At 63.8% G+C, this 19,572-nt stretch carries 21 protein-coding genes; 5 read left to right on the top strand and 16 right to left on the bottom strand.

Annotated elements, in window-relative coordinates; all coding sequences use genetic code 11:
* The first annotated feature begins 32 nt into the window (after positions 1–32).
* Positions 33–1,433, top strand: coding sequence for an HlyD family type I secretion periplasmic adaptor subunit (locus NLM15_RS09310; RefSeq protein ID WP_254116642.1), 1,401 nt, complete (start codon positions 33–35; stop codon positions 1,431–1,433).
* Here the strand turns inward: NLM15_RS09310 and NLM15_RS09305 are convergent.
* From NLM15_RS09305 to NLM15_RS09285, 4 genes are all read right to left on the bottom strand, one after another.
* Positions 1,430–2,212 carry a response regulator transcription factor gene (locus NLM15_RS09305; protein ID WP_254116641.1) on the bottom strand — a complete coding sequence of 261 codons (783 nt, stop codon included), beginning with the start codon at positions 2,210–2,212 and terminating at the stop codon, positions 1,430–1,432. The genes NLM15_RS09310 and NLM15_RS09305 overlap by 4 nt on opposite strands.
* Before the next feature lie 212 nt (positions 2,213–2,424).
* On the bottom strand, positions 2,425–3,009 hold the full coding sequence (locus tag NLM15_RS09300; RefSeq protein WP_254116638.1) for a hypothetical protein: 585 nt from the start codon (positions 3,007–3,009) through the stop codon (positions 2,425–2,427).
* A 384-nt stretch (positions 3,010–3,393) separates the two neighbouring features.
* On the bottom strand, positions 3,394–3,606 hold the full coding sequence (locus NLM15_RS09295) for a hypothetical protein (RefSeq protein ID WP_254116637.1): 213 nt from the start codon (positions 3,604–3,606) through the stop codon (positions 3,394–3,396).
* A 260-nt stretch (positions 3,607–3,866) separates the two neighbouring features.
* Positions 3,867–4,082, bottom strand: coding sequence for a hypothetical protein (locus NLM15_RS09285; RefSeq protein WP_254116635.1), 216 nt, complete (start codon positions 4,080–4,082; stop codon positions 3,867–3,869).
* Positions 4,083–4,324: 242 nt separating this feature from the next.
* On the opposite strand from NLM15_RS09285, the gene NLM15_RS09280 reads away from it, so the two are divergent.
* Positions 4,325–5,476, top strand: coding sequence for an enoyl-CoA hydratase-related protein (locus NLM15_RS09280; RefSeq protein WP_254116634.1), 1,152 nt, complete (start codon positions 4,325–4,327; stop codon positions 5,474–5,476).
* 75 nt (positions 5,477–5,551) lie between these two features.
* Here NLM15_RS09280 and NLM15_RS09275 read toward each other — a convergent pair whose 3' ends face one another.
* From NLM15_RS09275 to NLM15_RS09250, 6 genes are all read right to left on the bottom strand, one after another.
* Positions 5,552–6,349, bottom strand: coding sequence for an adenylate/guanylate cyclase domain-containing protein (locus NLM15_RS09275; RefSeq protein WP_254116633.1), 798 nt, complete (start codon positions 6,347–6,349; stop codon positions 5,552–5,554).
* Positions 6,350–6,699: 350 nt separating this feature from the next.
* On the bottom strand, positions 6,700–7,890 hold the full coding sequence (locus tag NLM15_RS09270) for an adenylate/guanylate cyclase domain-containing protein (RefSeq protein ID WP_254116632.1): 1,191 nt from the start codon (positions 7,888–7,890) through the stop codon (positions 6,700–6,702).
* 106 nt (positions 7,891–7,996) lie between these two features.
* Positions 7,997–8,581 (bottom strand): HutD family protein, encoded by a 585-nt coding sequence (locus NLM15_RS09265; RefSeq protein WP_254116631.1) that lies wholly within the window; start codon positions 8,579–8,581, stop codon positions 7,997–7,999.
* A gap of 44 nt (positions 8,582–8,625) precedes the next feature.
* Positions 8,626–9,147, bottom strand: a complete 522-nt coding sequence (locus tag NLM15_RS09260; RefSeq protein ID WP_254116630.1) for a hypothetical protein — start codon at positions 9,145–9,147, stop codon at positions 8,626–8,628.
* Between the two features lie 246 nt (positions 9,148–9,393).
* Positions 9,394–10,602 carry an ABC transporter substrate-binding protein gene (locus NLM15_RS09255; protein ID WP_254116629.1) on the bottom strand — a complete coding sequence of 403 codons (1,209 nt, stop codon included), beginning with the start codon at positions 10,600–10,602 and terminating at the stop codon, positions 9,394–9,396.
* Between the two features lie 25 nt (positions 10,603–10,627).
* Complete coding sequence (locus NLM15_RS09250; RefSeq protein WP_254116628.1) at positions 10,628–11,575, bottom strand: alpha/beta fold hydrolase; 948 nt, start codon at positions 11,573–11,575, stop codon at positions 10,628–10,630.
* Positions 11,576–11,669: 94 nt separating this feature from the next.
* Between NLM15_RS09250 and NLM15_RS09245 the strand changes: the two genes are divergently transcribed.
* Positions 11,670–12,194 (top strand): MarR family winged helix-turn-helix transcriptional regulator, encoded by a 525-nt coding sequence (locus NLM15_RS09245; protein ID WP_254116627.1) that lies wholly within the window; start codon positions 11,670–11,672, stop codon positions 12,192–12,194.
* Positions 12,195–12,223: 29 nt separating this feature from the next.
* On the opposite strand, the gene NLM15_RS09240 is transcribed toward NLM15_RS09245, so the two are convergent.
* Genes NLM15_RS09240 through NLM15_RS09230 form a run of 3 tightly spaced genes read right to left on the bottom strand, consistent with a single transcriptional unit; the run spans position 12,224 to position 15,119 of the window.
* Positions 12,224–13,378 (bottom strand): ABC transporter substrate-binding protein, encoded by a 1,155-nt coding sequence (locus tag NLM15_RS09240; protein ID WP_254116626.1) that lies wholly within the window; start codon positions 13,376–13,378, stop codon positions 12,224–12,226.
* Positions 13,379–13,405: 27 nt separating this feature from the next.
* Positions 13,406–14,251 (bottom strand): amidohydrolase, encoded by an 846-nt coding sequence (locus tag NLM15_RS09235; protein ID WP_254116625.1) that lies wholly within the window; start codon positions 14,249–14,251, stop codon positions 13,406–13,408.
* A 25-nt stretch (positions 14,252–14,276) separates the two neighbouring features.
* Positions 14,277–15,119, bottom strand: coding sequence for a shikimate dehydrogenase (locus NLM15_RS09230; RefSeq protein WP_254116624.1), 843 nt, complete (start codon positions 15,117–15,119; stop codon positions 14,277–14,279).
* 611 nt (positions 15,120–15,730) lie between these two features.
* Here NLM15_RS09230 and NLM15_RS09225 point away from each other — a divergent pair.
* A complete protein-coding gene (locus tag NLM15_RS09225; RefSeq protein WP_254116623.1) occupies positions 15,731–15,997 on the top strand; it encodes a hypothetical protein in 267 nt (88 codons plus the stop codon).
* A 93-nt stretch (positions 15,998–16,090) separates the two neighbouring features.
* Here the strand turns inward: NLM15_RS09225 and NLM15_RS09220 are convergent, their stop codons facing one another.
* From NLM15_RS09220 to NLM15_RS09210, 3 genes are read right to left on the bottom strand one after another with little or no spacing between them, the layout of a single operon-like run.
* A complete protein-coding gene (locus NLM15_RS09220; protein WP_254116622.1) occupies positions 16,091–16,936 on the bottom strand; it encodes an SDR family NAD(P)-dependent oxidoreductase in 846 nt (281 codons plus the stop codon).
* A gap of 9 nt (positions 16,937–16,945) precedes the next feature.
* Complete coding sequence (locus NLM15_RS09215; protein WP_254116621.1) at positions 16,946–17,497, bottom strand: carboxymuconolactone decarboxylase family protein; 552 nt, start codon at positions 17,495–17,497, stop codon at positions 16,946–16,948.
* Entirely contained in the window at positions 17,475–18,176 is a 702-nt protein-coding gene (locus NLM15_RS09210) for a TetR/AcrR family transcriptional regulator (RefSeq protein WP_254116620.1), read from the bottom strand. Before NLM15_RS09210 ends, NLM15_RS09215 begins: the two co-directional genes overlap by 23 nt.
* Positions 18,177–18,342: 166 nt before the next feature.
* Between NLM15_RS09210 and NLM15_RS09205 the strand changes: the two genes are divergently transcribed.
* On the top strand, positions 18,343–19,554 hold the full coding sequence (locus tag NLM15_RS09205; RefSeq protein ID WP_254116619.1) for an ABC transporter substrate-binding protein: 1,212 nt from the start codon (positions 18,343–18,345) through the stop codon (positions 19,552–19,554).
* Positions 19,555–19,572: the final 18 nt, after the last annotated feature.

Genomic DNA, 19,572 nt, shown 5'->3' with positions numbered 1-19,572 from the left:
TCTCGAGACTTCCCATCATCTGGGACCAGCTCATGCGAGCGCCGGCGAACCCCCCGCTCGCCCGGCGATCCGGCATTGTGGTGACCGCAATCGACGACTTCCAGCCTCTCGAATTTCCGTGGTGCTCGACCCCGACGCAGATCTCTCCGCGCGGCAGACTTCGCGGCATCACCCTCGCCGGCAATCTGCTGGTGCTCGGCTTCATGCTGGGACTTGGTACATGGGCGAGCCTCGCGCCTCTCGAAAGCGCCGCGATCGCGTCCGGTGTCGTGGAATCGGAATCGAGCCGCAAGACGATTCAGCACCTGGAAGGCGGTATCGTCAGGAAGATCCTGGTTTCGGACGGCGATACCGTGCGAAGCGGCCAAACGCTGATCGCGCTGGACGACACCCGGGCCGGCTCGGAGATGCAAAGCCTTCAAGGCCAATTGTGGGATGCAGCTGCTCGCGCCGCACGGCTTCAGGCCGAGCAGCAGAGATTCGAGAGGATCGCAATTCCGGAGGCGCTGGAACAGGACAGCAAGCAGAGCGGGGTGGCCGCCGCTGCGGTGTCGGCGCAGGAGTTCATTTTTCAGGCACGCCTGCAGGTTCACGAGTCGCAGCTTGCGGTCATTCGCGAGCGAAGGCGTCAGGTCGAGAAGGAGATCGAAGGTCTCAAGGCGCAGGAGAACGCCACCGGGCAGCGGGTCGACATCGTCCGGGAGGAACTGGATATGGTCGCGACCCTCGTCACCAAGGGGCTCGAACGGCGGCCGCGGCTTCTGAACCTGCAGCGGGAGCTGGCCGACGTCGAGGGCCGCCGCGGCGAGATCGCCGCGCAGATTTCCCGCGCCGGGCAGGTCATCAGCGAACAGCAGGCCACATTGTTCAAGCTCGAGAGCGAGAGGCAGAACGAGATCGCACAGTCGCTTCGTGAAGCGCAGAGCCAGATATTCCAGCTCCGCGAGCGGTTGCTTGCGGCCCGGGATCAGCTATCGCGAACGGAGGTGAAGGCGCCCGAGGACGGCGTGATAACCGATTTGCGGATTCATACAGCCGGCGGCGTCATCGGAGCCGGTGCTCCGCTGATGGACCTGGTGCCCCGGCAAGACCGCCTCATCGTGTCCGCTCGCCTGAGGCCAGAGGACATCGACGTGGTTCATCCCGGCCTCAGTGCCGAGGTTCATCTCGTGCCATACAATCAGCGTCGCGTGCCCCGCCTGAAGGGAACCGTCGTGCATGTCTCCGCAGACCGGCTCCTCGACAAGCGTACCGACCAGCCATACTACGCGACCAGGATCCGGATCGACGACGCGCAGGTCGCGGCAAACGACATCCAGATCGTCCCCGGCATGCCGGTTCAGGTGTTCATCACGACAGGGCGCGGTACCGTGGCTCTCTACGCGCTCAGGCCCCTGCTCGACAGCTTCCGTGGTGCCTTCAGGGAGGACTAGTTTTCCAGCATTGGTGCTGCGCCGGAGTCGTGATCGCGACTCTGCGCGGGCAGCCGGCCGCGCCAGCGGAGGACGGCTTCCGTCCGATTGTGCGCAGCACATTTCCTCATGATATGCTGGATGTGCATCTTGATCGTGCTTTCCGAGAGGCTCAATTTGGCGGCGATCAACTTGTTGGGCAGGCCGAGCTCCAATTCCGCCAGAACCTGTTGCTCACGAGGCGTGAGATCGGTCACGCTCCTGTCGATAGCCACTCCGGCTCCCGCGTTCACAAGATATGCGGGCGCAAGCCCGCGCGCATCCGGCGGCTCGAAATCCGGTATCCTGTTCGTCCCGCCGACCGGCAATGGCCTGTAGACGCCGCCGACAAGAACAAGGCGCAAGCCGGCTATGACGATCTCGATCGGCAGCGAGGTGGAGAGAAAGCCGCGCACGCCCCGCTGCATCGCGGCCTGCACGGTCGGTTCGTCGTCATGGTTCGACAGGACTACAATTGCGGCGTTGGGACAACACTCCGCAACGAAGGCAAGATCGTCCTCAACCAGGGGATCGCCGATGGACTTGTTCGCGATACTCAGCACCACCACACGAACATCGCGGGTTGACGTGCAGTCCAGGCCCTGGACCGTTGCCATGTCAAGGATCTCAAGTTCGTCCAATTCCCGCCTGAGGACGTTCAGAATGCATGTGCGAGGCAACAGGAGCGGCTCGATGATCACCAGAACCGGCAAGTGGAGCGAGTCATTCAGCCGTTTCGAGATGTTGGTTATGTCGTGCATGATGTCCTCGATATGAAAAGAACTTCCGCGATATTTCCATTCCGTATTGCGTCCCCTGCTGCCGCATTCATCCTGAATGCAGCAGCACGAGAGCGGCGCAGTGCCGCCATGAGGGCAGTGTCCGCTGCGGGATCACCTGGCGCCTGGGTGGAAATTCTTTCCGCTCAAATCATTTGGACGCGCATCACGCGTTGACGCAGTCGACGCATCCCCTATTTGCAGATGTTTCGATACGCCGTCGACGCCGCCGACCACGTTTTGCCGTCGACGACATAGGCTTCATCCTCCTTCACAAGATAAAGAAATGGTCTCTCTCCGGTCTGGCCGCCCGATGCGCTTCGTCCTTTCACACGCCCGCATATCGTGTCCACGGGGCGTCCAAGCATGTTCTTGCGCGTTGTGCGCTTCATTTCGGTGAATTCGGCCGATCCTGGATCCTCCATCTTCGCCGCGATGGTGACCTTCGCTTTGTCCAGGACAGGATCTGATGCGTCCGCGGGCCGCTCGGATGCCGGCACGCTGATCTTCGTCCGCGGGGACGCCGCTTTGGCGAGATCGGCCGATCCGCGCTTCTTCGGAGGCGATTTCTTGTCGGACCGTCCCGGAGTTGCAGAATCCGATTTGACGGTCGCAGGAACCGGCGCCGGCGCCGCCTGCATTGGCGGCGCGGGTCGGGCGACCGCAACCCTGTCGAAACAGGGGGGTGACGCGCAGCCGAGGAAATACCCTCGGGAAGGCGCGAACCAGCCAAAGCCGATCAGGACCCCTGCCAGCACTCCAACAAAAAGCAGTCCCATCCGATTCCCCTCCTCGGGAGCTCGGCTCGCACTCGTAACTAGGACTAATTCCGCGCTGGTGATCTATCTGTTGCGCAAAAGCATTAAACGCTCATTAAGCGCACGCGATTGTCCCGCACATGCCTGGGGTAGGCAGATCAGATCGGGCTCCAAACCCCTGCCGAAATGCCAAAAGGGCCCATCGCGAAAGGGCCGATTTGGCCAGTGTCGGAGCACGGCACCAGTTTCCCACCGGAGACGGCGTGAACGAAACGCAACGAACGGGATATTATCCCATCCCTCATAACGGTCTGGTTGCAAGTTCGAGTCCCGCCGGCCGCCTTCGCCGGTTCGAAGGCTCATGCATTGAGTGCCCCATCACCGTAATCCGTGATGCCTCGCGCCCTACGCTCCCCTGCGAGCTTCCTGCTTGCCGATGGTGCAGCGCCACGCCGCGAGACGTTCGGCCGGATGCTGCGCCATCCATTCGGCGAGCTGCGGCGCCCCCATCAGACAGGACTGCATCGTCACGTCGGCGAAGTCCGAGGTCGTGACGATCTGCTCGTGGCAGTCTGTTGGAGACGAGAGACTGCAGAGCACGGCAATGATCCTGATCATCTCACGAGAGCTCCCTCGGCCTGTTGGGGCTTGCATTGCTGTCCGCGCGGTCGGCGTACGGTTTGACAGGCTGCTCGCCGCCGGGATCAACCGGCGGAAAGACGGCGTCATAGTTGGCGCGCGCTTCGCGGATCAGACGAGCTCTCTCGCGCTCGGCCTTTGTGACTAATCGAACAACCTCGCCCATATCGGCTCCAAGGCTGGCAAGAAATGAGAAACTGATGTGGCGCGGTTGGCGGACTGGCCGCGCAACCCCGGTTTCAAGGGTACCATTCGTACTCAGTCCTGGCGGCCGGACGCGCCGATGCTCTGGCCGCATCGACGCTCGAAGCCTTCTCGGCGCGCCGCTGATAGTCGTTGGCAAGCATCTCGAGCCGAGCGGCGACCGCGGCATCCGTCATGGTTCGGGCTGCGCGGAGCAGACTCTGCGCCGTCTCCAGATATTCCTGTCCTCGTCGTGACATCTGCATCGTCATAGGGTTCTCCCGCGGTTCTCTGGAACCATGTTGAAAGCGATCGCGAAGCGGCCCACCCAGTCGTGGTCGCCCTGCCGGCGCGCCGTGAAGCGCTCGACGCACTTTTTCGAGCAAAGGGGCTTTCGCCAAGAGTAGTAACGGACCAGACCAAACTTGCCGTCGCACACGGCACAGCGCCCGGTTCGACTGCGAATATCTTCGGAACAGTTTGGCATTGGCGTCTCCTGTTATGGTCGTGTCCGATGTTTCCGATCACCTTTTCTGTTGCATCGCGTGCACCGCATTTGACTGCCCTCCGCGACTCGAGCAGCACCGGTCGTATGGCCGTCAGTGCAGCCAACTTACGAGTCCTGCGCAGAGATATCTTTCAACAAGGCGCCAGCGATTACCTATCCGCACGACTCGGGGGCGCCCGCATGGGGCGCATTGCGGCAATCGTGTGTTTGCGTAAAGGACGCCCCATCCCGAAATACGCTCGACGCCTCGCTGGTACGTTGGGCATCGTTTTCGGACCGGTCGCGTTGCGCACCCAAAATCGGAAGATGAAATCGATGACATCACCAATCGACGAGACGGCGCAGTCCACGCTCATGGCGGACATTCCGTACGGTCAGCAGGCGAAGATCACCATCGAGCGCAAAGGCCAGATCGTACTGATTGGCATCAATCGGCCTTACATCCACAACCGGCTGGATCCGGAGGCGACCGAAGGCTTGGCGCAAGCATATGACGCGTACGATCGCGATCCCTCGCTCCGTGCCGCGGTTCTATTCGGCCATGGCGACTGCTTCTCCAGAGGTGTCGATGTCGACGCCTTCAAAGCGTTCGCTCAGTCTGGAAAAAAGATGATGGATGGACCCGGCTTCATCGACCCTCTGGGGCGGACCAAGCCAGCGCTCACGAAGCCTCTGGTCGTCGCGGTGCATGGCGACACCTGGAATATGGCGCACGAGCTGTTCCTTGTCGCGGACATACGCGTCGCGTCGGAAGACACGGAGTTCGGTCAGGATGAGAACACGCACGGCCGCTTTCCCGGAGGCGGCGCTACGGTTCGTTTCCCCAGAGAAGCCGGATGGGGAAATGCCATGCGGTTCATCCTGACAGGCGATCATTGGGGTGCGAAGGAAGCCCTCCGAATGGGAACGGTACAGGAAGTGGCCCCAAACCGGGATGCGGCTCTCGCGAAGGCCGTCGAGATCGCCAACAACATCGCCGCATGCGGCCCTCTCGGAATCAAGACGTCCCTGGCCTCCTCCCATATGGCGCTCGAAGATTCACAGACGGCGCTGGCGAGACTCGACGACCAATATCGTGCGCTGTTCACGACCAGGGATTTCCGGGAAGGCCGCGATGCCCAGGCACAACAGCGTCCACCCGTTTACGAGGGACGGTGACAACAACGCGCGGGCAATCTTGTGACGTCGCGTTGAGTGCATGGGGCCCCGCACCGGTCCCCTCCCTGCACTCTCTCACCCCTCCACCCGCCACAGCCGCCACCGCTCCGGCACGCCCTTGAGCTGATGACTGCCGTGATCCCTAAAGCGGATCTGGGACTGCGTCTTCATCAGGTCCTTGACTGCGCTCGACACCAAAACTTCGCCGGCGCGCGCCTTGGCGGCGACGCGGGTGCCGATGTGGAAGGCGAGACCAACCATCTCGCCGCCGCTCACTGTGTATTCGCCGGCATGCAGGCCGACCCTGATCTCGAGCCCCAGCGTGCGCACGGCCTTCTGGATCGCGGTCGCGCAACTGATGCCGGCCGCCGGCGCCTTGAACGTCGCGAGCACGCCGTCGCCCGTCGTCACGACTTCCTTGCCGCGCGAAGACTTCAGCTCCTTGCGCACGGCGGCGTAATAATGGCCCATGACCTTGGTCCAGCGCGCATCGCCGAGCTTGGCAGCCTTTGCGGTGGAGCCGACGATATCGACGATCAGGATGGTGGCGAGGGCCTGCTTGAGATCGGTGCTGCGCTCGGCGGACCGGCGCCGGAGCGCGATCGCGCCGGCCAGCGGCTCATAGCGATGGTTGCGGCGCCGCGCGATCGCGGCCTTGGCATAATCCTGGGCGCGCTGCGCCGTGCCGCAACGGACCGTCTTCTCCTGCGGCGAACGGGTCCAGTAGACCTTGCGCCCGTCGCCGGCGCCCTGGACCTCCACGGCGCCCCACTTCAGGAAAACCGCCGAGCCGACGCGCCTGACACACCACGCCTTCGACGTGTATCCCGATACGTTCGACTGAAGGATTCCAATGCGAAGGAATTTTGGCATGGACGTGCGGCCGATCGAAAGAACGTCTGAAGCGGACCCGGCGCAAAGCGTAATCATACAATCCTGCGTTGGCAACAGGACTCCCGGGCGCTTGACGCGTGCGGCGAGACCGGCAAATCTTGCAGCATGATTGACGCGGTTTATCCGGCGGAGCCCGCCGTCAGCACCGTTCATTTGAACCAGTGCATGATGCAACAACTGTGTCGGTGGAGCCGGCGCAGGCCGCAGCGGCTCGGGGACATTCCGGCGATCCGACGGATGCGTCGGAACCTGGACCGGAGCAAAGCAGTAGCTGTCAAATATCGCGTCCCGCGAATGGGGCAGGCTGCGTGACCGCGATCGTCCCGCCCTCAGCCGTGAAATGCAAACAGCTCGATCGGATCGCTGAAGCCGCGCACCTCATGCTTGCCGACATGCTCCAGCTCGAACTGCTTCTCCACCAGCTCCGCGAACGCATGCGACAGGAGCACGGGTCGCCCCAATTGCTTGGTGAGGGCTTCGAGGCGGGAGGCCATGTTGACGGCGGGGCCGATCACGGTGAAGTCGAGCCGGCTGGTTGATCCGATATTGCCATACATGACGTCGCCGACATGGACGCCGATGCCGTAGTTCAGCGGCGCACGGCCCGTGCCGTTGTTGCGTTCGTTCAGGGCGGCCATGGCCTGGCGGGCCTCGGTCACGGCATGAAGCAGGTTCGCGCAGGCATTGGGCGCGCCGAGCGGGAAGATCGCGAGCAGGCCGTCGCCGATGAATTTCAGGATTTCGCCGCCGTGCCGCGCGATCGGCTCCGACATCGCGTCGAAATAGTCGTTGAGGAGATCGATAACGTCGTCGCGCGGCCAGTTGTCGGAGATCTTCGTGAAATCCCTGAGATCACAGATCATGATCGCGGCACGCACCGTCGTGCCGGTACCGCGCCGCGTGGCCCCGGCAAGGATGAGCTCGCCGGCATGGGAGCCGACATAGGTCTCGAGCAGCGTTCGCGCCAGGCGGTTCTTGATGCGGATCTCGCTGACCAGCGCCAGCACGGGCAGCACGTTCTTCAGCGCAGCAACATGCGCGTCGTCGAAGCCGCCGGGGCGATCGGTCGCAAAGGTGACGAGATGGCGCTTGCCGAGGGTGTGATGCAGCGGCCAGGCAACGTAGTCGGTCAGGCCTTTCGCGCGCATCTCGTCATAGACCGCGTGCTTGCGGCCGCGCGACGGGTCGCCTTCCAGGTTCTCACGCAGCTCGGTCGCACCGTCCAGCATTTCGCTAACGGGGCTGCCGATGAATTCGGAGCGCTCGAGCACGTCGAAGTCGACCCGCGTGACCTTCGCCTCGCGCATGCCATCCGTCCACATGAAGGCGGCGCCGAGCCATTGCGGATGCTGGATCCGGACGTGCATCGTCGACCGCTTGATCGGAATGCCCGCTTGCTGGAGGCGGATGCACATCTCGGCAAAGATGTTGTCGATAAAGCGCTCGTCGCTGGTGCCGTTGGTCAACCAATCGACGACGCCGTCGGACAGCGTGGGGAGTTTCTTGTCTGGCGTGGTCATATCTGCCCTTCGGCGGTCTGCATGAGGGCAGATATCGTGCTCCGGCGCGGCGGCGTCAACCTGGCCAATTGCACGGATTGCGCGCAGGAATATCGGGTGCCGTCGCCTAGCCGGTAAGCCGGATCGATCCCAGCACCGCCAGCCCCGAAACCAGCGCGAGATTCGAGACCGCGGTCAGCTCGACCTTCAGCGTGTTTTCGTGCGAAATCGCAAAATCCTCGGCCCCGAGACGGATGCGGCAATCACCGCGCGCCGCGTAGACGAGATGCGTGCCGGCGGGGAGCGGCCGCTCGCCGGGCTCCCTGAGCGCCGCGAGCCCGATCTCCGCGGCGCCGCGCCGCGCCATCAGATTCACGACCTCGACCGGACCTTCCTCGAGCGCGGTCACGATCTCCATCTCGCCGGTGAAGCGCACGGTCGTAAAAGGTTCACGCTCGTCGAAGTCCTGCGTGGGCGACTTCAGGACCAGCCCGCGCCCGCCGACCACCATCTGGAGCCGGTCGATGCCGGGCATATAGGAGAATGGACCGGGCGCCACGATCGGCGTCGAGGCAAAGCGCCAGAGCAGGCTGTCCCAGTCCTTCACCGGGCTGCCCGCACGATGCGCATCAGCGATGTCGGTGAAGATGCCGCCGCCGTTCTTCCAGGGCGAGCGGGTGTAGTCCTCGGATTTGAGCAGCGTCGTTTTCATGTGTCGCGAGTGTCCCGTGGATCACCCGCACATCATTAATCGTCTCACGCCTTCGCGTCGAGGTTCAGCCTTGTGCTCAGCTCGTTGACCAGCGAATCCACAAACTGGTTCTGATAGGCCGAGATGCCGTTGAAATAGACGGGGCCGCCGGCCCGCACCAGCATGGCGCCACCGGACACTTCGGCATCCTTGGTACCGCCCTCGGATTTGGCATCGAGCTGGCCCATGGCGTCGTTGAGCTGCGCGGCGGTCTTGTCGTCCATCTCGCCGTTGGCCTGAAGCGTGGCGAGCAGCGCCCGATAGGCACTGCCGAGATCGGCTCCCGTGCCCGACTCGGCCGTGGCGGAGAAGCTGCCGTTGGTCTGGCCGGTGTAGCTCTTGTAGCTCAGCGTCTCCGTCGTGGTGCCGTCGGCGTTGGCGCGGCTGTCGAGCATCAGCTCGAACGCGCTGCCGTAGGCGCCCGTCGTCAGCATGTTCGGATCGTTCGGATTCTTGTTCTTGCTCGCGCCTGATTTGTCGGAGCCTGCGGTCCAGTTCGGCGGGACGGTGTAGCTGACGCTGGTCACGGATTTATTCCTGTGGTCATTGCGCGGAAACATTCAGCAATTTACGTGCCAGCGAGAGCATTGTTGATTCTGATCGGCCTTCGCTTTTAGAGCTCACCGATATCGCTTCAACGTCGCGCGACGCTGCAAAAATTGCCCGGCAGTTTGATCCCATCGCACGATGGTGCGGGGCTTGCGCCTGCCCTCGTCGCCCTCACTCCTCCATGCCCTGGCGTCGAGTGGCAACTCGCCCGGCCGCCGCCTGATTCAGCGGCTGGAGGCCTTGACCAGCGGACATTTGCTTTCCGCAAGCGGCCAGACTGTCTCTTCGGGCGGAATTTTGCGCACGATCTCGAAATAGTCCCAGGGGTATTTCGAATCCGACGGCTTCTTGACGCGGACCAGATACATGGTGCGGGTCACGCGCCCGTCCTCGCGGACGCGGGCGTCTTCCGAGAAGACGTCCTCGACGGGAAGCGCTTTCATGGCGGCCGCGACCTTGTCGGCATCGTCGGTGCCGGCGCTGGCGACGGCTTTGAGATAGTGGCGCACCGCGCCATAGACGCCGGCATGCAGCATCGACGGCATCATGCCGGTCTTCGCAAAGAACGCCTTCGACCAGGCGCGCGTCGCCTCGTTCATGTCCCAATAGGACGCGGTGGTCAGGTAGGTGCCTTGTGCATCCCTGAGGCCGAGCGCGTGCACGTCCTGGAGGAACAGGATCAGCGCGGCGAGACTCTGGCCGCCCTGCACGAGGCCGAACTCGCCGGCCTGCCGCATCGCGTTGACGGTGTCGTTGCCGGCATTGGCGAGACCGATCACCTTGGCGCCCGAGGCCTGCGCACTCAGCAGGAAGGAGGAGAAGTCCGGCGTGTTGAGCGGATGGCGGGCGGCACCCAGCACCTTGCCGTCCGCAGCGGTGATGACGCTGGTCGCATCCTGCTGGAGCTGATGGCCGAAGGCATAGTCCGAAGCGAGGATGAACCAGGTGCTGCCGCCGGCCTTGACCACCGCGGACGCAGTGCCGCGGGAGACGGCGTAAGTGTCGTAGGTCCAGTGGAAGCCGTAGGGCGAGCACTGCTCGTTGGTGAGCGCGGTCGTGCCGGGACCGGAATAGAGGACGATTCGCTTCTTCTCGCGGGCGAGGCCCTGGACCGCAAGCGCAACGCCTGAATTCGGCACGTCGACGATCGCATCGACATCCTCGACATCGAGCCAGCGGCGGGCGATCGCGGTGCCGACATCGGCCTTGTGCTGGTGATCGGCCGAGATGATCTGGATCGGCTTGCCGAGGACCTTGCCGCCGATTTCACCCGCCGCCATTTCCGCAGCGGCCAGGGAGCCCTTGCCCGTGATGTCGGCGGTCACGCCGGCCATGTCGGTCAGCACACCGAGCTTGACGACGTCGCCGCTGACTTGCGCCTGTGCTGCGACGGGAAGCGCGAGAAGCAGAACGGCGAACGCAATCCATTTCATCTGTCGTCCCTTTCGATGCGAGATCTCAGCTTTTGACGGCGTCGAGCCAGGCCAGGATCATGGCGGCAAGATCGTCGCTGTTGTCCTCGACCATCATCATGTGTCCGTTGCCCTCTATGCCGCGCTCCGGAAGCCAGGCGAACTCCGCGCCGAGATAGTCGGCCGTCGCCGCATCGATCTCGCGCGGGTGGCGCGGGTCGTGATCTCCGGTCACGATCATGATCGGCCTGTCACGCAGACGCTCGGGATCATCGATCCTGAGCCCACGTCCGCCGATGTTGAAGCGTTCGTTGAGGATTCGCGCACTTTCCGGTGCGAACGAGCGGCAGTAATTGTCGAACGCGTGCTGCGGAAAGCGCGGCCCGTTGGCCCAATAGGCCGCGGCAAACTCCGCCGTCAGCCGCACCGGCTTGCTCTCGTCCGAATAGACGGGATGACCCGCGCCAGCGTCATCCCGCAAAGCGAGGATCGCCGAGGGATCGTCGGGCAGATCACGCAGCAGGTTGGCTGGCGGGCCCGGCGCAATGCCGACCACGGCACGAACGAGATCGGGACGCCGCTCCGCCATCCACCATGCCATCGGCCCGCTCGCCGAATGCACCAGCAGCACCGAAGGGCCGATCTGCTCGATCAGCGCCAGAAGCGAGGTCGCGACGTCGTCCGTTCCGAGCCGCGGGAAGTCCGCCGGCTGCGGCGAACGGCCGTGGCCGGGCCAGTCCGGCACGAACACGTCGCGGCCCGCCGCCGCAAACCGCTGTGCCCAGCCCGGCCGACCGTCAGGCGTGGCCAGATAGCAGGTTCCGGTGTGGCCGGCGCCGTGGACCATGACGACGGGCGCCCTGCCTGTGGCCGCGCGCGGCGATTGCAAATGATCGACATAGACCGGATGCGCCGGCGTGCCCGCATAGAAGCAACGAACCTCGCGCTCGCGCGACGGGTCCACCGCTCTCGCCCCGGCCGGCGTCACCTCCATCCGATCCTCCACAACTATCGACGACGGCCATTCTTGCGGGCCGCGCGGCGATGTTAAGATCATGCCGAACCGGAAAGCAACCAGAAAGTCTCATATGAGACCATCTCGAAAATCGACCGACCGCGCAGGCAAGGCAGACCCGACCGGGCCCGAGCCGCTCTCCACGGTGATCGGCGGCACCGAGCTGCAGATCGCCTACAGGATGGGCTACGTTCTGAACTTCTATCGCGAGCCGTCGTTCCGACGGATCGAGATGGAGCTTGGCCTGACGCGCCCGGAGATCGTGACCCTGATCTTCCTGAATTTCCGCGAGGGTGTGACGGCGAGCGAGATCTGCGAATTCTCGGGCCATCTCAAGGCCAATATCAGTCGCGGCATCATCGCGCTGGAGAAGAAGAAGCTGATACGGCGCGCCGCCGACAAGACCGACAGCCGCCGCCAGCAATTGTTCATGACGGCGGCCGGCCGTGCGCTCTACGCAAAATACATCCCGGCCCTACGCGAGCGGGAGCGCGCGATGCTGGCCTGCCTCACCCGCTCCGAGCGCAGCGAATTCGAGCGCCTGCTCGACAAGCTCGCCGCACACGTCCCGCAATGGGCCGCGCTCGACGAACTCTGAGGGCGGAGTCACGGAGCAGGCGGACGTCCTCACTCCCCCTTGCCGCCCTTCAGCTTCGGCAGTGTCTCGACGATCTTCTGCTTGCCGTCGACGATCTCGGCGAGGAAGCTGGCGCGGTCGATGTCGCCGTTCTGGTCCCAGCTCGCCTCCATCAGCATGCCAGGGGCCTTGTCGGGCGTCAGGGTCAGGCCCTTCATCGCCGCACCAAACGCCTTGCTGTCGAACTTGCCGATCTTTTCGGTGAGGTATTTGACGAGATAGACCGCGGTGTAGCCCTTGATGCCGTTGTGATCGGGCCGGTATTTGAAGCGCGCGGTGAATTTCGTCGCAAAATCCTCGATCGCCGGCACCGGTGCGTCGGCGGAAAGGCCGACATGGCCGCGCACGCCATTGGCGGCGGGGCCGGCGAGCTCGACCACCTTCTGGCTGAGCAGCGTGGTCTCCCCAAACAGCGGCGTCGTCAGGCCCTGCCGCTTGGCCTCGATCAGGAAGCGCGCGCTCTCCTCCTCGTTGGTATAGACGAAGATCGCGTCGGCCTTGGCGCCCTTCAGCTTGATGACGTCGGAACCGAAATCGACCTGGCCCTGCTCGGTGGAGATGTCGGCCGCAACCTCGATGTTGCGCGACTTCATCTCCTTCACGAAATTGTCGTGGCCGCCCTTGCCGAAATCATTGTTGACCCAGAGAACCGCAACAGTCTTCACCTTGAGCTTGTCGTGCAGATAGTTGGCGATCTTCGGCATCGAGAATTGCTGGCCGAAGGCGGTGCGGAACACCCATGGGTTGCCCTGCGTGGTGATGTCGGCGGCCTCGGCGCCGACGATCTGCGGAGTCTCTGCCGCTTGCGTCAGCGCCATGTTGACCTTGACCGAGCCGGAATAGATCGGCCCGAGCACGACATAGGGATCCTTGTCCAGGACCTTCTGCACCTGTGCGCGCGAGATGCCGGGGTTGCTCTGGGTGTCGAGATGCTCGGTCTGGATTTTTCGTCCCAGAATGCCGCCGGCGGCGTTGATCTCGTCGACCGCGAGCGCGACGCCGTCGCGCCAGTTGGTGCCCGACACCGCGCCGGGGCCGGAGAGCTCGATGACATCGGGGATGTAGACCGCGCTCTGCGCGGCGGCTGCACCTGATAACAGCGATGCCGCGAGCGCGATGCCGAGTGCCCCTGCAAGATGCCTCATGATGTCCTCCTCCCCTTTGCTTTCTTTTTATGATCGATCTGTCGTGTCGTCGAAGCCGAGCAGCCTTGCCGGCGTTCGCCACAGCAGGCGATGCTGATCGCCCGCGTCCGGAAACAGCTTTGTCAGCACCGCGAGCAGCGGCCCGTAATCGAGCCGCTCAGGCGCGCGCAGGAACGGATAGTCCGATCCCCAGACGCAGCGATCGAGCGTGAAGGCCTCGACGAGGGCCGCGATGAACGGCCAGGTGTCCTCATAAGGATGCGGCTGCTGCGAGAATTTGTAGTAGCCGGACAGCTTGATGTGCGCGTCGCGCTCGCGGCCGATCGCCAGCAGCGCCTGGAATGCTTTGCCCCTCAAGCCCTGCGCGACCGACGGCCGCCCGCAATGGTCGAACACCAGACGCACATCTGATTTTTCAATGAGCCGCAGCAGGTCGAGCAACTGGTCCTGCTCGACCTGGATCTGGAGGAACAGGCCGAGGCTGGTCAGCTTCTCCAGCAGCGGCGCCGTGTTGCGATAATAATCGGCGCCATGGAATGGTACGTTGAAGGCGACGCCGATGATGCCTGCGGCTTTCAAACGCTCCAGCTCTTTGATGTCGACGTCGTTCTCGACCACGGCGACGCCTTTGAAGCGGCCGCCGCCCTGACTCAAGGTGTCGAGCAGGATGCGGCTGTCGCTGCCGTAGCCGGTGTTGGTGGCGACCACGAGCGCGTGCCTGACGTCGAAGGCGTCGAAGACGCGGATGAGCTGCGCCGCGGGTGCGATCTCCTGCCCGCTCGGACGGTATGGCGTGTCAGCCCGGTAAGGAAAGCGGGCGGGATCGATGGCATGGATGTGGCAGTCGATCCTGGGAGACGCCGGCAGTGTCATGGCGCAAAAATCCCCGGCACGCGGTTCAGAACGTCGCCTCGATGGCTTTGATCAGCTCGGGCGTCACGTCGGGCATGACGCCGAACCAGGCCTTGAAGGCGAGCCGGGCCTGGTTGAGCAGCAGGCCAAGCCCGTTCACCGTGGTGCAGCCCCGCGCACGAGCTTCAGCCAGGAACGGCGTCTCGAGCGGCGTGTAGATGAGATCGGCGGCGAGCGTCTCGGGCCTCAGGCGCGACAGGTCGATCTCGAGCGCGCCCTTGCCGACCATGCCGCGATCGGTGCAATTGACGAGCAGCGCGACGTCGGCGAGCGCGGCGCCGCGAGCATCCCACGCTACGGTGCTGATGGCCGAGCCGAATTCGGTCGCGATGGCCTGCGCCTTTTCCGGCGTGCGATTGGCGATGCGGATCTCGCGCGCGCCGTTCTCCAGCAGCGCCACGACCACGGCGCGCGAGGCGCCACCGGCGCCCAGCAGCAGGATCGGCCCGGCATCGCCACGCCAGCCGGGCTTCGCATCGCGCAGGCTTTGCACAAAGCCATTGCCGTCATTGTTGAAGCCAGAGAGCGTGCCGTCTTCCTCGACGACGATGGTGTTGACGGCGCCGATGCGCTTCGCCGTCTCGTTGACGCGGTCGAGCTTCGGCATCGCGGTCTGCTTGTGCGGCATGGTGACGTTGCAGCCGCGGAACCCGAGCGCGACGAGCCCGGAAAGCGCATCGTCGAGCCGCTCCGGCTCAACCGCGAGCGGCACATAGGCGCCGCGGATGCCATGGGCCTGCAGCCAGTAATTATGAATGACCGGCGAGCGCGAATGCGCGACCGGCATGCCGATCACGCCAGCCAAAGCAAAACCATCTGCCTGCGGCATGCTGCGATATCCCCCTCAACCCGGCTGCCTCCGCACACGGGCGGCGCTCCACGATCGCGACTTTAACGCGCGACCATCTTATTTGGTCATTTGTACAACATCATTAGGCGATATGGCCATGACGCGCAATCTGTATCTCGTGATGGCGGTACGGATGGGAGCTGGCGCCGACCAACGGAGCGGCTGCTTCCCGTTGCCTTCGTTGGCGGCAATTTAGGTCGAGAAGCTACCCCTTTTGGGTGCCTTGCACGGCGCTTGGAGTACGGGAATAGTCCATACACTTGAATAACGGTAATCGGCTCACGCTTCGGCAGGCAATTGCGTAACGCCCTCCTTTCAATGGGAGAATTGCAATGCCCGTGTTGGACTTGCCGCACTGGTTGATAATTGCAGGTTCCGCGTTTGTATTCGGCGGGCTCATCGGCTTGGGAGTTCGCCGCAACAAGCATGTTGAGAGCGATCCCGTTCTGCTCCCGGGCGACTTGGCGGCATGGAGAGCCGAGGGATCAGAGACCCCGGGCGTTGCGGCGGTCCGGGATTCGCACAGGTAGGCACTGACGACTTGCACGCGCGGAGCAAAACTCTCGCGAAGCAAAACTCTGGAGAGTCATATGGCCCTGCTCTTTGCTCGCGTCGATACTCCGGTGAATGAGCTTGAAATCTGGATGGCGTGCAGCGGCGGATTTTCGTTTGTGATCAGTAACGAAGACCGCACCGGTCCTGGCCTTCACGGAAAGCCGGGCCTGGTTGCCTCATGGCGACCGGTCGAAGGGAACAAGTCCGCAGTCAAACTTGGCGGCTCCCCCTTCAAAACCTTCGCTGAAGCCGAGAAGGCATGCGAGGATCTCCTGAAAGCACTCGAGCAGATGAACGCATAGCAGACCCCGACGATTGCGGGGTCGTCGCCATGATGAGAGGGCTCTGCTGCGCCGGGGTCATCGAATGCCGCGGTGCCAGATTGCGCTTGCGTCCTACATTCCGCTCAAACCGCTATCCACCGCGAGCGTCTGTGCGGTGACGTAGACGCTTTCGTCCGACAGGAAGAACAGCACGGCATAGGCGATCTCCCACGCGGTGGCCTGGCGGCCGAAGGGGACGTGGCCCTTGCCGCGGTTGGGACGGCCGGCGCCGGCTTCACGGCCGTTGGGAGTGTCGACGAGACCGGGATAGACGAGGTTGGCGCGGATGCCGCGGCGCGATCCGAGATGGGCGATGTTGCGCATCAGGCCGCCGAGTGCGGCCTTGGAGGAATCGTACACCGCCATCTGCGAACCGGCTTTCAGTGCGGCAATGGATGAGATGAAGACGATGGCGCCGCCGTTGTCGAATTTCGGCAGGGCCGCGCGGCAGCACAGCATCGGGCCGCGGACGTTGACGTCGTAGATCCTGTTCCACTCCTCGGGGCTGACGTTATCGAGCCCGGTCTTGCCGAAGGTACCGATGTTCATGACCATGCCGTCGAGCCCGCCCATGGCGCGGTGGGCTTCGTCGATCATGCGCTGGACGTCAGCCTCTGATGTGACGTCGGCCGTGATGGCAAAGCCCTCGCCGCCTTCGTCGGTGATGTGCTTGACGGTCTGCTGCGCGGACGTGTGGTTGAGGTCGGCGACAGCGACCTTCGCGCCCTCGCGTGCGCACAGAATGCTCATGGCGCGGCCGTTGCCGATCGGATCGGTGGCGGCGTCGAACACGCGCTGGCCGCCGCCGACGATCAGGATGCGGCGCCCCTTCAGGCGTCCCCTGCCCGGCGCCTCGCCCAAGGACTCCGCGCTCGGCGGACGGACGTAGCGCTCCGGTTTGCTGTCGGTATCCGTCATCTCAGCCGCCTACTTCTTGCCGCCGTCATAGACCTTCATGCCCGCTGCCGGATCGAGATCGGTCTCGGTCGCCTCGGTGAGACGCGCCATCATCATGTAGAAGCCAAGCGCGACGATGGACTCGACGATCTCCTGGTCGCTGAAATGTTTTCGCATGGCAGCGAACGTCGTCTCGGGCACGCGGACGTTCTCGACAACCTCGCGGCCGAACTTCAGCAGCGCGCGCTCGGCCTCGCTCAACGCGGCGGTATCATAGTCGCTGCGCTCGACCGCATCGATCTGCGCTTGCGTGCAGCCGACGCCGAGCGCGATCGGCACGTGCTGGCGCCATTCATAGGCGCCGCCTTCGAGCTGGGCGGCCTGCAGGATCAAAAGCTCGCGGTTGACCGCGCTGAGCTTCTGCTTGTGCAGGATCGAATTGCCGAGCCGCATCGCCGGGATCATGTTGGCCTCGGCATGGGCCATCATACGAAAGATATTGAGCTTGACCGGCATGCGGTCGAACGAGGCACGGATGTCGCCGCTCGTCGTTTCCGGATCAATCAGGGGCAGCCTTGCCACGATTCTCTCCCTTGGTTTTTCGTTTCTTGTTGTCGTTCGTGCCGCCATCCGCCGCGATCAGCGACAGGAAGAAGGCGAGATAGCGGTCGATCGCCTCGATCACCTTCGGCCGCGGCGAAGGTGCCGCGCCCATCACGTAATGCTCGAGGCGGATGTAGATCAGGCCGGCGGCGAACAGGCGCGCGGTCTCGCGCGGGTCAGGCGTCTTGACCAAACCGGCGAGCGCAAAGCCGCGAAAATAATCCGTCATCATGCTCTGCTCGCGCGCATAGAAATGGTCGGCGAATTTGGCGCGAATGCCGGGTACGCGGTTACGCTCGGCGGTGATGACCTTCTGGAACTGGTGCTCGCGCGGGTCGGACCATTGCTCGACGAGGTCCAATGCAAACTGCCGGCAGAACGCGGCGGGCTGGCGCGCGAGCTGCCTGTAGCGCGGCTCCTCCAGCCGGCTCGCCGAGCTGGCCGGACCGTGCTCGCTGACGATCGCTTCCAGGATCGCGGCCTTGCCGGAGAAATGATTGTAGAGGCTGCTTTCGCGGATGCCGACGCGACGCGCCAGCTCGCGCATCGAGGCGCCGCCATAGCCGCTCTGTGCGAACAGATCGAGCGCCTCGGTGAGGATGCGCTCGCGGGTGGTGGGCGCAGCAGCTTCCGCTGCGCTGGAGGTGTGGACAGCCATCCGGCTTGACTAACGAACGATCGTTCGCTAGTCAACCGTACGAACGATCGTTCGTTTCGCCAGTCTGGCGACAACGGTCGCGGCCCGCAAGTCCGCTTTCGGGCGCTGTTCTCGCGTTTCAACTCCGCTCCATGAGAGGCGGAGAGCAATTTTGGGAGACGACGTCATGGCGCGCTTTGCCCGCGTTCGCCTGGGTGCGGCCTGCATCCTGTTGCCGCTGCTCGCAGCCAGCACCGCTTCTGCCCAAACCGCGAAATTCGATCCCGGTGCCGACGACAAGACCATCAGGATCGGCACCACCGCGCCGCTCAGCGGCCCGGTGTCGGCGTTCGCGCAGATCGCGAAATCCGCGGAGGCCTATTTTCGCAAGGTGAACGACGACGGCGGCGTCAACGGGCGGCGCATCCAGATGATCATCGCGGACGATGCCTACAGCCCGCCGAAGACGGTGGAGCAGACGCGGCGCCTGGTCGAGAGCGAGGAAGTGCTGCTGATCTTCGGCGGCGTCGGCACGCCGACCAACAGCGCCGTGCACAAATATCTCAACGACCGCAAGGTGCCGCAGCTGTTCCTCGGCTCGGGCGCCGCGAAATGGGACGATCCCAAGAACTTTCCCTGGACCGTCGGCTGGCAGCCGACATATCGCGACGAGGCCGTCGCGTACGCCAGATACATCAAGGCGAGCCACGCCAATGCGAAGATCGGCGTGCTCTACCAGAACGACGATCTCGGCAAGGACTATCTGAAAGCGCTGGAGGAAGGGCTCGGCGGTGGCGAAGCGATCGTCGCGCGCGCGGCCTATGAGACCTCGGCGCCGACCGTCGACACCCAGATCCTGCAACTGAAGACCGCCGGCGCGGACGTCGTGCTGGTGGCGGCGACGCCGAAATTTGCCGCGCAGGCGATCCGCAAGATCGGCGAGATCGGCTGGAAGCCCGTCACCATCATCTCCAACGTCTCGGCCTCGATCAGCGGCGTACTGGAGCCGGCCGGCAAGGACAACTCCACCGGCGTCATCTCCAGCCAGTATCTGAAGGACGCGACCGATCCGGCCTCGAAGGACGATGCCGGCTACAAGGAATGGGCCGCCTTCATGGACAAGTACATGCCGGACGCCAACAAGAGCGACTGGCTCAACGTCTATGGCTACACCATCGCCCAGACCCTAGTGACGGTGCTGAAGGCCTCCGGCAACGACCTCACCCGCGCCAATGTGATGAAGCAGGCGACGACGATGAAGGACGTGCGCCTGCCGATGCTGATCAACGGGACCGCGGTGAACAACTCGCCCGAGCACTATACTCCGATGACGAGCCTCCAGCTGATCCGCTTCGACGGTACCCGCTGGGTGCCGTTCGGCGACCTCCTGAAGAACTGAGCCAATGCGGGGGTTGCG

Source organism: Bradyrhizobium sp. CCGB20, assembly GCF_024199855.1.
Lineage (GTDB): Bacteria > Pseudomonadota > Alphaproteobacteria > Rhizobiales > Xanthobacteraceae > Bradyrhizobium.
This window is presented reverse-complemented; position numbering and strand designations above follow the sequence as displayed.

Excerpts from the sequence above, each read along its gene's own strand:
- NLM15_RS09310 (WP_254116642.1), top strand. The coding sequence starts at position 33 with ATGCGAGCGCCGGCGAACCCCCCGCTCGCCCGGCGATCCGGCATTGTG.
- NLM15_RS09305 (WP_254116641.1), bottom strand. The coding sequence starts at position 2,212 with ATGCACGACATAACCAACATCTCGAAACGGCTGAATGACTCGCTCCAC.
- NLM15_RS09300 (WP_254116638.1), bottom strand. The coding sequence starts at position 3,009 with ATGGGACTGCTTTTTGTTGGAGTGCTGGCAGGGGTCCTGATCGGCTTT.
- NLM15_RS09295 (WP_254116637.1), bottom strand. The coding sequence starts at position 3,606 with ATGATCAGGATCATTGCCGTGCTCTGCAGTCTCTCGTCTCCAACAGAC.
- NLM15_RS09285 (WP_254116635.1), bottom strand. The coding sequence starts at position 4,082 with ATGACGATGCAGATGTCACGACGAGGACAGGAATATCTGGAGACGGCG.
- NLM15_RS09280 (WP_254116634.1), top strand. The coding sequence starts at position 4,325 with ATGTTTCCGATCACCTTTTCTGTTGCATCGCGTGCACCGCATTTGACT.
- NLM15_RS09275 (WP_254116633.1), bottom strand. The coding sequence starts at position 6,349 with ATGCCAAAATTCCTTCGCATTGGAATCCTTCAGTCGAACGTATCGGGA.
- NLM15_RS09270 (WP_254116632.1), bottom strand. The coding sequence starts at position 7,890 with ATGACCACGCCAGACAAGAAACTCCCCACGCTGTCCGACGGCGTCGTC.
- NLM15_RS09265 (WP_254116631.1), bottom strand. The coding sequence starts at position 8,581 with ATGAAAACGACGCTGCTCAAATCCGAGGACTACACCCGCTCGCCCTGG.
- NLM15_RS09255 (WP_254116629.1), bottom strand. The coding sequence starts at position 10,602 with ATGAAATGGATTGCGTTCGCCGTTCTGCTTCTCGCGCTTCCCGTCGCA.
- NLM15_RS09250 (WP_254116628.1), bottom strand. The coding sequence starts at position 11,575 with ATGGAGGTGACGCCGGCCGGGGCGAGAGCGGTGGACCCGTCGCGCGAG.
- NLM15_RS09245 (WP_254116627.1), top strand. The coding sequence starts at position 11,670 with ATGAGACCATCTCGAAAATCGACCGACCGCGCAGGCAAGGCAGACCCG.
- NLM15_RS09240 (WP_254116626.1), bottom strand. The coding sequence starts at position 13,378 with ATGAGGCATCTTGCAGGGGCACTCGGCATCGCGCTCGCGGCATCGCTG.
- NLM15_RS09235 (WP_254116625.1), bottom strand. The coding sequence starts at position 14,251 with ATGACACTGCCGGCGTCTCCCAGGATCGACTGCCACATCCATGCCATC.
- NLM15_RS09230 (WP_254116624.1), bottom strand. The coding sequence starts at position 15,119 with ATGCCGCAGGCAGATGGTTTTGCTTTGGCTGGCGTGATCGGCATGCCG.
- NLM15_RS09225 (WP_254116623.1), top strand. The coding sequence starts at position 15,731 with ATGGCCCTGCTCTTTGCTCGCGTCGATACTCCGGTGAATGAGCTTGAA.
- NLM15_RS09220 (WP_254116622.1), bottom strand. The coding sequence starts at position 16,936 with ATGACGGATACCGACAGCAAACCGGAGCGCTACGTCCGTCCGCCGAGC.
- NLM15_RS09210 (WP_254116620.1), bottom strand. The coding sequence starts at position 18,176 with ATGGCTGTCCACACCTCCAGCGCAGCGGAAGCTGCTGCGCCCACCACC.
- NLM15_RS09205 (WP_254116619.1), top strand. The coding sequence starts at position 18,343 with ATGGCGCGCTTTGCCCGCGTTCGCCTGGGTGCGGCCTGCATCCTGTTG.